Source organism: Kribbella sp. NPDC051952, from assembly GCF_040680855.1.
GTDB lineage: Bacteria > Actinomycetota > Actinomycetes > Propionibacteriales > Kribbellaceae > Kribbella.
Window position 1 is genome coordinate 181,150 of the sequence record NZ_JBFAXQ010000015.1, and the last position, 14,257, is coordinate 195,406.

The following is a 14,257-nucleotide window of genomic DNA, read 5'->3' on the forward strand; positions in this document are numbered from 1 at the left end:
CAACAGTTAGTTACATAGGCGGATTAGCGGGTGACCTTGCGGGCCAAGGAGGCCAGGCGGTGGGTGACGTCGCGGGGGCGTTCCTGCATGAGCATGTGGCCGGCGCCGGGGTACATCCACAGCCGTGCGGATGGGAGCTCGGCGGCCAGCCGGTTGGCGTGCCGCGGCGGCAGGAGGTGGTCGCGGGTGCCGTGCATGATCTCGACCGGGAGCTGGTCGAGCACCTTGAGCGCGTCGACCCGATCGTGCTGCAGGATCGCCTCGAAGAACCCGCCGTACGACGGCCCTGGCACGATCGCGAGGTCCGCCAGGAAGAGATCGACCTCGGCCGGATCGGGCTTCTTCCCGAACACCACTCGCCGCAACGCCGGCCGCTGCAGCCGGGTCGCCAGCGGGCTGGTCTTGGTACGACGCTCGATCCGCGCGCTCACCCGGTTCATCGCCCGGGGCGCGACCAGCGCGGCTGCCGGGTCGAACCGCGTGGGCAGACCGAAGGCACCGGAACCGCACTGACCGCAGGACGTGCTGACCAGAGCAGCCGCCTGAATCCGGGAGCCGAACAGATCGGAGCGCGCGTCGGCAAGCGCCATCAGCGTCATGCCGCCCATCGAGTGACCGGCGTACACGACAGGGCCGTCGCCGACCACCTCGTCCAGCACGGTGACGACATCGTCGGCGAGTTGCTCGATCCGCGCCGACCCAGTCGCCGCCGGACCGGATTTGCCGTGACCGCGGTGGTCGTAGGTGACGACGCGGACGGCCTCCGGCCCGAGAATCTGCGGCAGTCCATCGACCTGGAAGTGCCACGACCGGCTCGAACACGTCCACCCATGCACCAGCAGGACAGTCACCGGCGCATCGGCGGGCCCGGTCGTCTCGACGTTCAGTCGTACGCCGTCCCGCGTGGTCACGCTCGTCACGCAATCTCCCGTTCCCGCTCGTCGGCGGCCAGATGCGCCGCCCGAAGTCGCCCACCGCGGGCACCACGCCCGACCAGCCAGGCGATCGCGATGATCTCGAGCAGCCCGACGACACCGAGCAACGTGTACCCGCCGTTCCACATCCATCGTGGCACGTCGTTCCGCTCCTCGCGCCGCAACACCTGCTGCTCGTTGAGGAACTCGACCGACTGCCCGTTCGACACCTGTACGGCGGGCTTCTCGATCGCGGCATCCTCAGGCGCATACACCCACATCGCGACCAGGTCCCGTTGTCCCTGATGCAGCCGGATCATCGACTTCCACTTCCCGTACATCGGCAGCGGATCCGCGGACCGATAGGTGCTATCGGCAACCTTCACCATCGGGTGCAGGATCAGCCCACCGCCCTGCCACGCCATCGCCTCGAACCACCGCGCCCCATCGGCCGCATCCCCTGGCTGCAAGGTGACCGTGACGTACGCCGTGGGCTCAGCACCCTTGGCCACCGGCTGCAACGATGCCATCGCGGTCACTCCCGATTCCGCCGACCGCGGCACACAGAAGAACAGCACCGCGAGTACGGCGATCAGCCCGGCCGCCCCGAGTTGGTGTGTACGACGGACCGCGGCCGGCCGGGCGTTGCGGATCCCGGTCGCGCGTTCCTCGCCGGCGACTTCGGCGTACCGGGTGGCGAGCCAGGCTCCGACCAGACCAGCACCGGCTCCGACGATCACGCCGTACCCGAGGGCCGACGGGAGCATCGACGAGGGCCAGGCGATCGGCATCCAGACGTGGCTCCACGCGTACTCCGCGACCACGCCGACCGTGCCGATCAGCGCGCCGGCGACCAGGCCGAGGCGGAAGCGGTTCTTGTTGCCCAGGGCAAATGCCACGAGTTCGACCAGGATCGCCTCGACGATCAGGAGCGGGAAGTGCCCGAGGATCTCGCCGAGCGGCTGGTCGACCGCCCAGGCGATGCCGCCGCGGATCACCAGATACACCACGAGCGCGGCGAACGTCGTCCCCGGACCGCGTCGCGCCCGCAGGATGGTGAAGGCCATCGCGGCGCCGAAGACGATCAGGATCGGCTGCAGAACAAGGGAAAACTGCGGTACGCCGTAGTTGAACTCGGTGCTGAACAGGTCCCAGGCGATCAGCAACGCACCGACCGACACGATCTCCTGGAACAGGCGACGCTTGTTCAGCCCGATCAGTTGCTCGACCTCCGCAAGTGCGAGCAACCGCGCGAAGATCGAGAAGACCACGCCGCCGATCATCAGCAGGTGCGTCGGTCCCCACAGCGTGACGTCCTCGCCGAACAGACGGTGCCACGCGTCATCCAGCGGGAAGCCGACCAGCGCGAACGTCCCGCAGACCGTCACGAGCGCGGCGCTACAAGGAATCCGCCAGCCCCTGGTCAGCTTGATCGTGCGAGCAGGCAACGGTTTGCCGGCCAGTGCGATCGGCAACACGCCCGAGATGATCACCCCGAGGATGCCGAAGAAGATCGGGTAGTGCGCCGGCGTCCCGAACGGTCCGGTGTCGCGACCGCGGTCGATGTGTACGGCGATGTCCCACCAGACCCCGAACGCACAGGCGAGCAGCGAGACGGCATGCAGGTACGGCGTCAGCGCGGCCCATCGGGGGACTCCGTCCAGTCTCCCGATGGTGTCCGCAAGCCGCCCTACCAGCGTGACGTGCCCGGCCCGTTCCCGCCACAGGAGGACGGCGAGTGCGACGTACATCAGCCCGACGAGTCCGGTGACGATCGCGATCTGGTCGAACGACGCAGTACCGGTGGTGGCCAACGGGATCGCCATCGGTGTGCTCCTTGATCGGGGCGGTGCGGGACGTCCAGCATGCGCCATGCTTGATGTTACATCGTCTATGTAACGTGGAGTCTGGAAGACTGTCAAGGGTGGATGCACAGGACGCTGAGCTCACCGTCGACCAGCTCGCCGCCAAGGTGGGCATGACGGTCCGGAACGTACGCGCGTACGCCGGGCGCGGCCTGATCCCGCCGCCTCGCCTGGTCGGCCGGACCGGGTACTACGGGCAGGACCACGTGGCCCGGCTCACGCTGGTCCGCGAGCTGCTCGACAAGGGGTACACGCTCGCCGCGGTGGAGCGGATGATGGGCGAGCTGCCGGACGGAGCGCTGGCCCTGGGCGTCTTCGAGACCCTGGTGAACCCGTGGACCCCGGCCGAGCCCGAGGTCCTCGACGAGTTCCAGCTGGCGGCGCGGGCCGGCGTACCGCACGATCCCGCGGTCATTGCGCGCTTGGTCGAGCTCGGCATCGCCGAACGCCAGGAGGACGGCCTGCTCCGGATCCCGAACCCGGATCTGCTCCGCACCGGCCTCGAGGTGATCAAGCTCGGCGTCCCGATGCCGGCGATCTTCGACATGCTGCCCAAGCTCTTCACCCAGGCCGACGCGGTCGCCAAGATCTACGTCGAGCTCTTCCGCAGCACCGTCTGGCGCGACTTCACCAACGCCGGCATGCCCGCCGAAGGCTGGCCCGAGATCCAGCGCACCCTGGAAGGCATCATCCCGCTGGCCGGGCAGGCGCTGGTCGCCGCGTTCCGCGAATCCATGGCCCGCGAGATCGAACAGGTCGCCTACGAGGAACTAGGGCTGTCCCCCAAACCCCTACCTTCGACCGGCTAGCCCCCTCTCCGACCCTAGTGATACCCCTACCCCCGATGGGGGGTAATCCGGGTGCCGAATAGGGAATTAACCCCCTGTCCGAACCACTCCTTACTTGGGAACGTATAACCACCAGGAACCCAAGGCAGGAGAACGACGATGCGCCAGATCCAGATCCGCCGGCGGCCGCGGTCAAGCACCCGCCGTCAGACGCAGACTCTCGACCAGTCGCAACTCGACCTCCGCACGCCCTCCGGGCGTCCGCTGCCCTTCTGACTGTTACGCCCTTGTCCCGGAGAGCCCACGACCATGAACCTCAGGCTGCATGTCCACCACGTCCGCAACGGCGGCTGGTGCGCCGACATCGATGACGACTTCGATCGTCAGCCCGACGACCCGTACTGGTGCGTCGACCAGTGGCCGACGCTGCAGGAGGCCCTGACCGCCGGTTGCGCCCAACTGGCCAGGCTCGCCGCCGCGACGCACCTCACCCGGGTCAGCGGCTACACGGACGTCGCACTCGCCGCCTGAAACCCGAGCAAGGGCCCGGAGAACCGCAGGGGGTTCGCCGGGCCCTTAATTCTTGTCTGCGGTAGCCGGCGGCGTGGTTGCGGGTGGCGTGGTTGCGTTGCGGGTCGGTAGGTCGCCGAGGTCGGCGTCCCAGTCATCGTGTTCGTCACCGTGCTCGTCATCGCGCTCGTCATCGTCGGGCAGGCTCGCCTCGTTGCGGCGGGCGATCCTGATGAAGGCGATGATCAGCAGGATCGGGCCGAGCACCATCGCGGTCTCGGGGATGCCACCCATGTGCAGGGCGATCATCTAGCCGTCACCAGGGCGATCATGTTGCCGTCACCAACGCGATCCCGCCGGCTGTGAACGCGACCATTGCCGCGAGCATCGGATACTGCGCCCGCCGGAGTTGGCGCCGGCGGAACAGCTCGGCAGCGCGATCGTGCGCGGACACGACCCCAAGTACATGTCCGAACACGATCGCACCGATCTGGACCCCCGCGATCAGCCCGGTCCCGAGGAACGCGTAGTCGATCCGCATCCCATCCGTTCCGAGCAGATCCCAGCCACGGCCGAACGGGTCCGTCGCGAGCAGCAGACCCTCCTGGCCCTGGAACATCGCGAACGAGAAGTAGTGCGCGACGGCGTACCCGATCGCGATCGGGACCAGCGAGTGCACGAACGCGCCTGGCAGTCCTGCGGATCCGACGGCACCCGGGCGGATCTGCGCCGATCCGGTCGTCCGGGCCGCGAGGAGGAACAACCCCGAGACGGTCGCCACGGCCGTCGCCAGGCCTAGCGTCTGTACGACGATCTGCTGGGTTCGACCGAGGTCACCGGTGAGCTGACCCCAGGCCGACCAGCGGGAGATCCCGTCGAAGGCCGTTGATCCGAGCAACAGACACAGCAGGCCGACGATCCCCGGTTGTTGCGGCATCGTGGCCAGGCCGGCCAGCGGGTTGCGCAGTTCGAGCCGGCGGTCGGAGCCGCGGCCGAGTGGGCTCAGTCGCGCAAGGACTTCGGCGTACACCTCGAAGCTGTCACCGATCGCGAACCAGGCCGGTCCGTACACGATGCCTGCGGCAACGTTTATTACCGCGTAGGCGGTTGCGAAGATCGCGACGACTCGTGGGTCGGAGCCGTTGGGGTAGGCGAGCTCGAACCATAGGAAGCCGGCCAGGCCCGCCACGGCCGGCCAGTAGGCGATCCCGGCCGGCAGCTTTCGGTACGACGATCTGCGAGCCAGACCGGCGATCGTGCGGAGCGGGTTGGCCAGTCGCCAGATTGGGCCGCACAGGAGCGAGATCGGGATGATGCCGACCCAGATCCACACGTACAGCCAGGTCGGCGCCGGGTTGGTGGTCGGCGAGCTGCTGCCGAACCACGCGGCTCCGAGAAGGATGGTGAGCGACGCCAGGCCCGTGAGCTTGAGCGCTGCGCGAACGATCCGATTGTCGACAATCCGAGTCGTGCGCGGCAGCGGCGTACCGGCTGTGGTTTCGAACCGTGGGCGCGACCAGAAGGCGGCAAGGGCGAAGAACGAGACGGCGACTGCCGCACCTGCGGAGTAGATCGCCAGCCAGAGTGGCACCGGCAGATCGCCACGACCGCCGATCCCGTGCAGTGGGAGCAACAATCCCAGCACAGTGCCTCCGATCGGCGTCAGGGTTCCTGTATCTGACCGATCGAATGTAACACGAGCGATGTCACATAGCGAGGGTTTGATATTCCGTCCGGTTGAAGCGCCGGGTCAGCCGCCGGAACCGGAACGTGAACGACGGCCAGAGGGTGGTGTTGCGGCCCTGTGCGTCGAGGTACCAGCTCGTGCAGCCGCCGCGCGTCCAGATCGTGTTCCGCATCGACGACCGGACGCCGTCCACGAACGCGCGCTGGACCTCGGGCCGCACCTCGACCTGCCGCAGCCCCACGGCATCCATGGTCTTGAGTGCGTCCAGGATGTACGCGATCTGCGACTCGATCATGAACACCATCGAGCTGTGCCCGAGGCCGGTGTTGGGGCCGATCAGCATGAAGAAGTTCGGGAAGCCGGCGATCGCCGTACCGAGGTGCGCCTCCATGCCGTCGGACCAGGCCTCGCGCAGTGAGACGCCGTCGCGGCCGTGGACCATGTCCATCACCGGCAGATCGGTGACCCGGAACCCGGTGCCGTAGATGATCGTGTCGACCTCGTGCTTCACACCGTCCTCGGTGACGATCCCGGTCGGCGTCACCTCTGCGATCCCGTCGGTGACGACCTCGACGTTCGGCTTGGTGATGGCCGGGTAGTAGTCGTCGGAGATCAATACGCGCTTGCAGCCGAGGGGTGAAGTCGGGCGTCAGCTTGGCGCGGAGCAGCGGGTCGCGGACCTGATGCGCGAGGTGCTTCTCAGCCACCTTCTGCGCCTGCCGCATGATCGCCGGCAGTTTGGCGAACCCGAGCACCATCGACTCGCGACCCCAGTAGATCCCGGCCCGAACCGCCTTCTGCACCAGGGGAAACCGGCGGAACACCGCCTTCTCGACCTCGCTGATCTTGCGATCCGGCCGCGGCATCACCCACGGCGGCGTCCGCTGGAACAGGTGCAGTTCCTCGACCTCAGGCTGGATCGCCGGCACGAACTGGATCGCCGACGCCCCGGTCCCGATCACCGCAACCTTGCGGCCACTCAGGTCCAGCTCGTGATCCCACTCCGCCGAATGGAAGACCGCGCCCTCGAACGAGTCGATCCCGGGAAGCTTCGGGTACGACGGTTCCGCGAGCGGCCCCATCCCCGACAGCACCATGTCAGCGGTGAACTCCCCCTGACCGGTCCGGATCCGCCATCGACCCTCCTCCCAGTGCGCCGACTCGACCGCGTGACCGAAACGGATGTGCGGGCGGACACCGAACCGGTCGGTCACCTTGCGCAGGTACTCCTCGATCTCGGGCTGCGGCGAGAAGGTCGAGGTCCAGTCCGGGTTGGGCGCGAACGAGAAGGAGTACAGGTGCGAGGGCACGTCACACCGGCAACCCGGGTACGTGTTGTCCCGCCAGGTGCCGCCGACGTCGTCAGCACGCTCCAGTACGACGAAATCGTCGTACCCGGCCTGCTTCAACCGCACCGCCATCCCGATCCCGGCAAACCCGGTCCCGATCACGACGATCCGGCTGTGCCCACGCTCTTGCGCCATCAGACCCTCCAGGTCGGCCGAGAACTTACTCCGAGTAAGTTACCCAGAGTCAGTTAGAGTACGCAAGTGACTCCGACCACGTCTGCCGACGTACCGAAGCGACGCCGAGACCGGGCTGCCCGGGAGCGGGAGATCCTCGAGGCGGCCGAGCGGATCTTCGGCGAGCGCGGCTACCAAGGCACCTCGATGGACGATGTCGCGACCGAGGTCGGGGTGTCGAAACCGCTGATCTACCAGTACTACGGCTCGAAGGACGGCCTCTTCCTCGCCTGCCTCGCGCGGCTCCGGACGCAACTTCTGGAGACCGTCTCCGACGCGGTCATGGCCGCGTCCGACGCTGAAGACGCGCTGTACGCCGGCTTCGTCGCGTGGTTCCAGTTCCTCGACGACCATCCGCAGGCCTGGTCCGTCCTGATCGACGAAGGCATGCTCACCACGGCCGCCGGCCCCACCACGGAAGCCACCGACGAGGTCCGCGCCGCCTTCATCGAACTCATCGCCGCCATGGTCCGGATGAACCTCCCACCCGACCGCCCCACCGACGAAGACGAGATCGAGGTCGTAGCCCAAAGCATCTCCGGCGCCACCGAACGCCTAGCCATCTGGCGCAGCCGCACACCGTCCCCACCCTCCCCCCAAAAAACCGCCCAAACCCTGAAAAACCTCCTATGGCAAGGCCTCCAATCCCTCAAACCCGAGTGACACCACGTAAAAGGACACCGCTCCGCGGCGACTGCCCTTCGGCCGCCTCCGGCGGCGTGCGAAAGCGCGTCCCGGCCGACGAGCACACCCGCCCAACACCGAGGTGAGGTGCTGAACGACGGACCCGGTGAGGTGCTGAGCGACGTACTCGCGTGAGGTGGTGAACGACGTACTCGCGTGAGGTGAGCACACAGAAAGGACACCGCTCCGCGGCGACTGCCCTTCGGCCGCCTCCGGCGGCGTGCGGGACCGCCATCCCGGCCAACGAGCACTCGCGCAACGCAATGGGTGAGCGCAAAGCGAGGTACTCAGGTGAGGTGGGGAGCGACGTACTCAGGCGAACCGCTGGAGGGCGATGCTCAGTGTCAGATGCCGCGCGACGTACTCGGGTGAGGTGCTCAGCGAGGTACTTGGGTGCGGGCATAGCGACCCACTCGGGCGAGGTAATGCGCGAGGTACCCGGTTGGTGGTGAGCGACGTACAGGGCCGGGGTGGTGAACGACGCGCCGGGCCGAGGTGGCGAGCGACGTACTCGGCTGAGGTGGCGAGCGACGTACTCGGGCGAGGTGCAGAGCGAGGTACCCGGGCGAGGTGACGCGCTCAGCGAGGTTACTCGGGGCAGGGTGCTGAGCGATCTTCTCGGGCGAGGTGCAGAGCGAGGTCGCCGGATGAGCTGAGGTGCTCAGCGAGGTACTCGGGTGAGGTGGTGAGCGACGTACCGGGGTGAGCTGGTGAACGACGTACTGGGTGGGGTGGTGGGCGGGTGGCTTTAGGTTGTTGGGGTGGCGTGGGGTGCGGGTTTAGTTGGTGAACATTTCGTGGAGGGCGGCTTCTTGTTCGTTGGTCAGGTTGGACTGGATCAGGTCTGCGCGGAGGCCGGTGGCTCGGAAGGTTTCCTTGATCTTGTCCGTGATCGCGTCACTCGACATCAGGAACAATGCCGACGTACCCGGCGTGACCTGATCATGGACGCTCTTGATGAAGTCCTCGTCGATCCCCACATCGGCCAGCGAACCCGCCAACGCACCCGACGCGGCCCCGATCGCAGCACCGGCGATCGGCATCAGGAAGATCATCCCGAACAACATCCCCCAGAACATCCCGCCCAGCGCACCGGCCCCAGTCAGGTTGCGCACCTGCCGCGTCCGAGGTCGCCTGGCCTCCGGCTGCCACGACACCGACGCGGCATCATGCACCGTGATCAACCCCTGCTTGGCCAGCCCCTCTAACGTCCCGATCGCCTGATTGGCCCCGTCCCAGGTCGCAAACTTCCACACCGTCAACGTCGACATCTCGCCACCGTCCCCCACAATCACCACGCCCACCTCACCCCACCCGGGTGACCCTCGACCACCCGTGGCCGCTCGGCAGCTGGGAATGGCGGACCTCCAGCACTCACCAAGTGAGCAAATGGCACGCTCGCCACGCTCAGCCGACGGCTGGCGGGGCAGTTGATGAGTGCTGGAGGTCCGCCCTCCAACCTGAGTGATCCCGGAGACACCAGGCGAGGGTGGGGTGAAGCTGGGGTGAAACCGGGTGGGCTGAGGCTCCTTTCGTGTTGGTTCGTGGACGAGAGGAGTGGTGATGTCGATCGCCGTCACGGGGTTGCGGAAGGCTTTCGGGGACAAGGTGGTCCTCGACGGGATCGACCTGGAGGTCCCATCGGGTACGACGTTCTGCCTGCTCGGACCGAATGGTGCCGGCAAGACCACCGCCGTGCGGATCCTGTCGACGCTCATCGGATTCGACGGCGGTCAGGCGACCGTCGCCGGCCATGACGTCGCAAAGGAACCTGACAAGGTACGCGCGGCCATCGGCGTCACCGGCCAGTTCTCGGCCGTCGACAACCTCCTCACCGGCGAGGAGAACCTCATCCTGATGGCCGACCTTCATCACCTCACCCGGGCCGACGGCCGCCGCAAAGCCACCGAACTGCTGGCGCGCTTCGACCTCACGGACGCCGGCGCCAAACTCGCATCCACGTACTCCGGCGGCATGCGCCGGCGCCTGGATCTGGCGATGACCCTGGTCGGCAACCCGAGCGTCATCTTCCTCGACGAGCCGACCACCGGCCTCGACCCGCGCAGTCGCCGGATGATGTGGCAGACCATCCGCGGACTCGTCGCCGACGGCGTCACGATCTTTCTCACCACGCAGTATCTCGAGGAAGCCGACGAACTCGCCGACCAGATCGCCGTACTCGACGAGGGCAAGATCGTCGCGGCCGGTACGGCGGCTGAGCTCAAGCGCGGCATCCCCGGCGGCCACGTCCGACTGCGGTTCCACGACACCGCCACGCTCGACGCGGCGGACCGCGCCCTCGTCGGCACGACCCGCGACGACGAGGCGCTGGTCCTCGACGTACCCGGAGACGTAGGTGTCGCGGCAGTGCGCGCGCTCCTGGACCGGCTCGATCAGGCAGGCGTCGAAGTCGCCGAATTCTCAGTCCACACGCCAGATCTCGAGGACGTGTTCTTCGCCCTGACCAGCACGAAGGAGGCAGTCCGATGAGAGACGCGGTGACAATGCTGCGCCGGAACACCAAGCACACCCTGCGCAACCCCGGCGCGCTGATCATGACGATCGGTCTGCCGGTGGTCCTCCTGTTGCTGTTCACCGGCGTACTCGGCGGCGCCCTCAACGCCGGCCTTGGTCCCGCGATCCAAGGCGGCGACTACATCGACTATCTGGTGCCCGGGATCCTCCTGATGACCGTCGGCTACGGGTCCACGACCACCGCGATGGCGGTCAACCGCGACATGACCGAGGGCATCATCAACCGGTTCCGGACCATGGCTATCTCGCGCGCTTCCGTCCTGACGGGTCACGTCGTCGGGTCGACCGTGCGCACTCTGATCAGTGCAGCCCTGGTGATCGGCGTCGCCCTTCTGCTCGGCTTTCGTCCGGCCGGCGACCTCGTCCGCTGGTTGGCGGCAGTCGGATTGTTGACAATGCTCGCGTTGGCGCTGACCTGGTTCGCCGTGGCCGTCGGACTGCTCGCGAAGACGGCTGAGGAGACGAGTCCGTTCGTACTCGTCGTACAACTGCTGCCGTTCCTGAGCAGCGCGTTCGTGTCGCCCGAGTCGATGTCCGGGTCGGTGCGGTGGTTCGCGAAACACGAGCCGTTCACCCCGATCATCGACGCGCTGCGCGGGCTCATGCTCGGCACGCCGATCGACGGCAACAGCGGCGTCGTCGCCATCGCGTGGTGCGTGGGCCTCGCACTGGCCGGCTACTTGTGGGCGCGGGCGCTATTCCGGCGCGACCCCAGCTGAGCGAACCGCCTCCAACGCGGCGGCCCGCAGTTCTTCAGGACCGAGACCGGCGTACGACGACATCGCTTCGGCGTACGCCGGTTCATCAGTCTTTACGGCGATCTCGGCGACCCGCACCGGCGACATCGTCGGGTAGAACCCGCACAGCAACCCGAACCGCTGCGCCAACGCGATCATCCGTACGTCGACCTCCGCACGAGCGACCGCGAGAGCCAGCAACAACGACCCGCACACTGGGAACTCGACCACTGCCGCCGTACCGAGCCGGTCGACCAGAAGGCCCGGCAGATCGTCGACAATCCGACGAACCAACTCGACCTGGCCGAAACGCGCGTGGCTGACCACGGCAACGGCCTCGACCTCGTACGGCCACACGCCATTAGGTGGATCGCCGTCCCGCACCCGCTCGGCCGCCAGCCGCCACAGCCGCAGCCCACCCTCGACATCGCCCCGGCCGAGCAGAATCTCGGCGCGGGCACAAAGCTCGAAAGTCTCCAGGCCGGCCGGTTCGTCGTCCCCTGGAGCGGTCGTGTCCAGCTCGGCCTCGGCCTCGTCGTACGCACCGCGTTGCAGATTCGCCAACACCATCGCCCACTTCGCCCGGGTCGCGATGGCCCAGCCAAGCTCCTGGGTGATGTCCAGCGCCGCCTTCAGGTGTTGGTACGCCGCCTCGCCCGGATCGACCTGCAGACACAGCTCGCCGACCCGGCCGTGGGCGACCGCCCGGATCATCGGTCCGCCCTCCAGCTCGAAGCACGCCAGCATCTGCCGGGCGGACTCCAGCGCCTTCTGCCGATCGTTGCCGTTCTCAAAGATGTAGCTGAGCACGTAGTTGGCAATGCCGGCCAGCAACGGCTGATCGCTCGCGGAAAGCTCAACCAGGGCAGGGAAATCCGGCGCGCGCAATGCGATGTGGATCGCCCGGATCAGCGTGTCCGGCGGCGCGAGCGGCAGACGACGCAAGGCGATCATCGCCCGCAGTGGGCTGACGTCGGGCATGACGGATCCGACCATCGCGCCCAGTACGGCGGCTGTCCTGATGGACTCGACCAGCTCGGGCGCCGGGCGGATGTGTGACAGCACCCCGGCGGTGTCCTTCGCCAGCGCGGACAGGCGAGTGAAGTTCGATTCCGTGACCCACAACCCGCCGAGTGCGGCCGCGGCCATCACAACGGTCGCGTCGTCATCCCGGTCGAGGCCGTAGCGCAACGCCTGCAACAGGTTGTCCTGCTCGGCGCGGATCACGTCCACCGCGACGACCAGGTCCGACTCCTGCCACTGCGCGGAGAAATCCCGAGCCCAGGCGAGGAACTTGTCCACGACCAGCTCCGCGTCCTCCCGCCGTACGACGCTGAACTCGCGCACCGCCTCCAACATCCGGAACCGCGTCCCCGAACCGCTGTCAGCCACCTTCACCAGCGACTGATCGACCAGGGCCTCCAGGACGGCGTCGTCGCCCAAGACATGCCGCGCGGCGTCCGCGGTGAACCCGCCCGGGAACACCGACAACGTCTCCATCGCCGCCCGCCCATCCGGCTCGAGCAGATCCCAGCTCCAGCCGATGACCGCGGCCAACGTGTGGTGCCGCTGCGGAGCATCCCGTACGCCGCCTCGCAGCAGAGCGAACCGGTCGTCCAGCCGGTCGGCGATCTCGGCAACGGACATCACCCGTACGCGCGCCGCGGCCAACTCCACGGCTAACGGCAACCCGTCCAGGCGTTCACACAGTTCATGTACGACGGTCCGCGGCAGGTCGATGCTCGGCCGGATCGCCTGTGCCCGTTGGCCGAAGAGCTCGGTCATGGTGGGCAGGTCGAGCTCGGGCAGCGGGTACACCGACTCCGACGACAGACCGAGCGGCGCACGGCTGGTGGTGAGGACGCGCAGCTCTTTGCTCAACGCCACCAGGGTTTGCACGGCTTCGGCGACACCCTGGACGACTTGCTCACAGTTGTCCAGGACGAGCAGCGTCTGGCCGGATCCCAGGGCATCGAGGATTCCCGCGATCGCGTCTGTCCGGCCTCCACCTGGACCGGGGCCGGCTTCCCGCACACCAAGGGTCGAGGCGATTTCGCCGACGACGTCGCTGTCGGCGGTGACACCGGCGAGGCCGATGAAGTGCACTACTCGCTGGTCCGCGTCCCGGGCGACCGCGTGCGCGAGCCGCGTCTTCCCCAGTCCACCTGCTCCGACGATCGAGGTCACCCGCGACGTACGCATCAGATCGGCGACCGCAGCGACGTCCTTGTCCCGACCGAGCAGCGGATTAGGTTCCTCTCGCACTCCTTGCCGGACCACCGGCGCGTCGCTCAACAACAGCTCGCGATGCATGTTCTGCAGGGCGGGACCGGGGTCGCTCCCCAGCTCATCACGCAGCGATCGCCGGTAGGCGTCGTACCTCAGAAGTGCGGTGGCCGCGCCGACCGTGGCGGCCTCACTCCGCAGGAGCTCAACCAAAAGCTCTTCATCCCGCGGATGCGCCGACACCAGACCCCGAAGAGGTTCAACCACAGCAGCACCCCGCCCGAGCCGCGACAATGTCAACGCCCGAGCCCTCAGCAACGACCGGTAGGTGGGGATCCTTGCCGCTCGCAACATCGACACCGGATCCTCACCTGAGGTATCCGGAATCCCTTCAAACAAAGCCAGTCCAGCCTCAGCCTGCTCCAACGCGAGCCCGAGATCGCCAACCCGCAGAGCCTGATCCGCAGCAGTTGCCCTTAGCAACACAGCAGACGTATCAACCTCGTCATCGGCCAGCGAGAGCCGATACCCGGTCGGCGTACTGACGATCAGCTCCGCCCCAAGCCGCGACCGCGTCCGCGAAACCAGCAACTGCAGAGCCTTGACCGGATGCTCGGGCTGCCCATCCGGCCACAACTCCTCCACCAACCGCGCTGTACTACACCCGCCACGCAGCTCACCGGCCAGCAATGCCAGCAATCCGCGCATCCCGGCGCCGGCGATCTCCGTGCCGCGGTACGCCACCTGCGACAGCAACACCAGCTCGACGCTCACCGTACTCACGGTAT

General features: G+C 67.4%; 12 protein-coding genes and 1 pseudogene. 5 read left to right on the forward strand and 8 right to left on the reverse strand.

Annotated elements, in window-relative coordinates; all coding sequences use genetic code 11:
* Positions 1 to 23: 23 nt before the first annotated feature.
* Positions 24 to 920: an alpha/beta hydrolase gene (locus AB0L70_RS26730; protein WP_363688728.1), complete on the reverse strand. Its 897-nt coding sequence runs from the start codon at positions 918 to 920 to the stop codon at positions 24 to 26.
* Positions 917 to 2,740: a hypothetical protein gene (locus AB0L70_RS26735; RefSeq protein WP_363688730.1), complete on the reverse strand. Its 1,824-nt coding sequence runs from the start codon at positions 2,738 to 2,740 to the stop codon at positions 917 to 919. The genes AB0L70_RS26730 and AB0L70_RS26735 overlap by 4 nt, the downstream gene beginning before the upstream one ends.
* Positions 2,741 to 2,838: 98 nt before the next feature.
* Between AB0L70_RS26735 and AB0L70_RS26740 the strand changes: the two genes are divergently transcribed.
* Positions 2,839 to 3,588, forward strand: coding sequence for a MerR family transcriptional regulator (locus tag AB0L70_RS26740; protein WP_363688732.1), 750 nt, complete (start codon positions 2,839 to 2,841; stop codon positions 3,586 to 3,588).
* Between the two features lie 288 nt (positions 3,589 to 3,876).
* Positions 3,877 to 4,098 (forward strand): hypothetical protein, encoded by a 222-nt coding sequence (locus AB0L70_RS26745; protein WP_363688734.1) that lies wholly within the window; start codon positions 3,877 to 3,879, stop codon positions 4,096 to 4,098.
* A 45-nt stretch (positions 4,099 to 4,143) separates the two neighbouring features.
* Here AB0L70_RS26745 and AB0L70_RS26750 read toward each other — a convergent pair whose 3' ends face one another.
* The 4 genes and pseudogenes from AB0L70_RS26750 to AB0L70_RS26765 all read right to left on the reverse strand — a co-directional run.
* Positions 4,144 to 4,386: a hypothetical protein gene (locus tag AB0L70_RS26750; RefSeq protein ID WP_363688736.1), complete on the reverse strand. Its 243-nt coding sequence runs from the start codon at positions 4,384 to 4,386 to the stop codon at positions 4,144 to 4,146.
* A 19-nt stretch (positions 4,387 to 4,405) separates the two neighbouring features.
* The gene (locus AB0L70_RS26755; RefSeq protein WP_363688738.1) at positions 4,406 to 5,722 is read right to left on the reverse strand and encodes a hypothetical protein; all 1,317 of its coding nucleotides are present in this window, start codon (positions 5,720 to 5,722) and stop codon (positions 4,406 to 4,408) included.
* A gap of 61 nt (positions 5,723 to 5,783) precedes the next feature.
* Positions 5,784 to 6,380, reverse strand: coding sequence for a hypothetical protein (locus tag AB0L70_RS26760; protein WP_363688796.1), 597 nt, complete (start codon positions 6,378 to 6,380; stop codon positions 5,784 to 5,786).
* A 256-nt stretch (positions 6,381 to 6,636) separates the two neighbouring features.
* Positions 6,637 to 7,248, reverse strand: a pseudogene (locus tag AB0L70_RS26765) (NAD(P)/FAD-dependent oxidoreductase); the annotation flags it as partial.
* Positions 7,249 to 7,314: 66 nt separating this feature from the next.
* On the opposite strand from AB0L70_RS26765, the gene AB0L70_RS26770 reads away from it, so the two are divergent.
* Positions 7,315 to 7,950, forward strand: coding sequence for a TetR/AcrR family transcriptional regulator (locus tag AB0L70_RS26770; protein WP_363688741.1), 636 nt, complete (start codon positions 7,315 to 7,317; stop codon positions 7,948 to 7,950).
* A gap of 800 nt (positions 7,951 to 8,750) precedes the next feature.
* Here the strand turns inward: AB0L70_RS26770 and AB0L70_RS26775 are convergent.
* On the reverse strand, positions 8,751 to 9,266 hold the full coding sequence (locus AB0L70_RS26775; protein ID WP_363688743.1) for a DUF1269 domain-containing protein: 516 nt from the start codon (positions 9,264 to 9,266) through the stop codon (positions 8,751 to 8,753).
* 268 nt (positions 9,267 to 9,534) lie between these two features.
* Here AB0L70_RS26775 and AB0L70_RS26780 point away from each other — a divergent pair, with 268 nt between their 5' ends.
* Together AB0L70_RS26780 and AB0L70_RS26785 are read left to right on the forward strand one after the other, a co-directional pair.
* Positions 9,535 to 10,461, forward strand: a complete 927-nt coding sequence (locus AB0L70_RS26780; RefSeq protein WP_363688745.1) for an ATP-binding cassette domain-containing protein — start codon at positions 9,535 to 9,537, stop codon at positions 10,459 to 10,461.
* A complete protein-coding gene (locus AB0L70_RS26785; RefSeq protein WP_363688747.1) occupies positions 10,458 to 11,225 on the forward strand; it encodes an ABC transporter permease in 768 nt (255 codons plus the stop codon). The genes AB0L70_RS26780 and AB0L70_RS26785 overlap by 4 nt, the downstream gene beginning before the upstream one ends.
* Here AB0L70_RS26785 and AB0L70_RS26790 read toward each other — a convergent pair.
* Positions 11,202 to 14,243, reverse strand: coding sequence for a BTAD domain-containing putative transcriptional regulator (locus AB0L70_RS26790; RefSeq protein ID WP_363688749.1), 3,042 nt, complete (start codon positions 14,241 to 14,243; stop codon positions 11,202 to 11,204). The two genes, AB0L70_RS26785 and AB0L70_RS26790, sit on opposite strands and share 24 nt — an antisense overlap.
* Between the last annotated feature and the right edge of the window lie 14 nt (positions 14,244 to 14,257).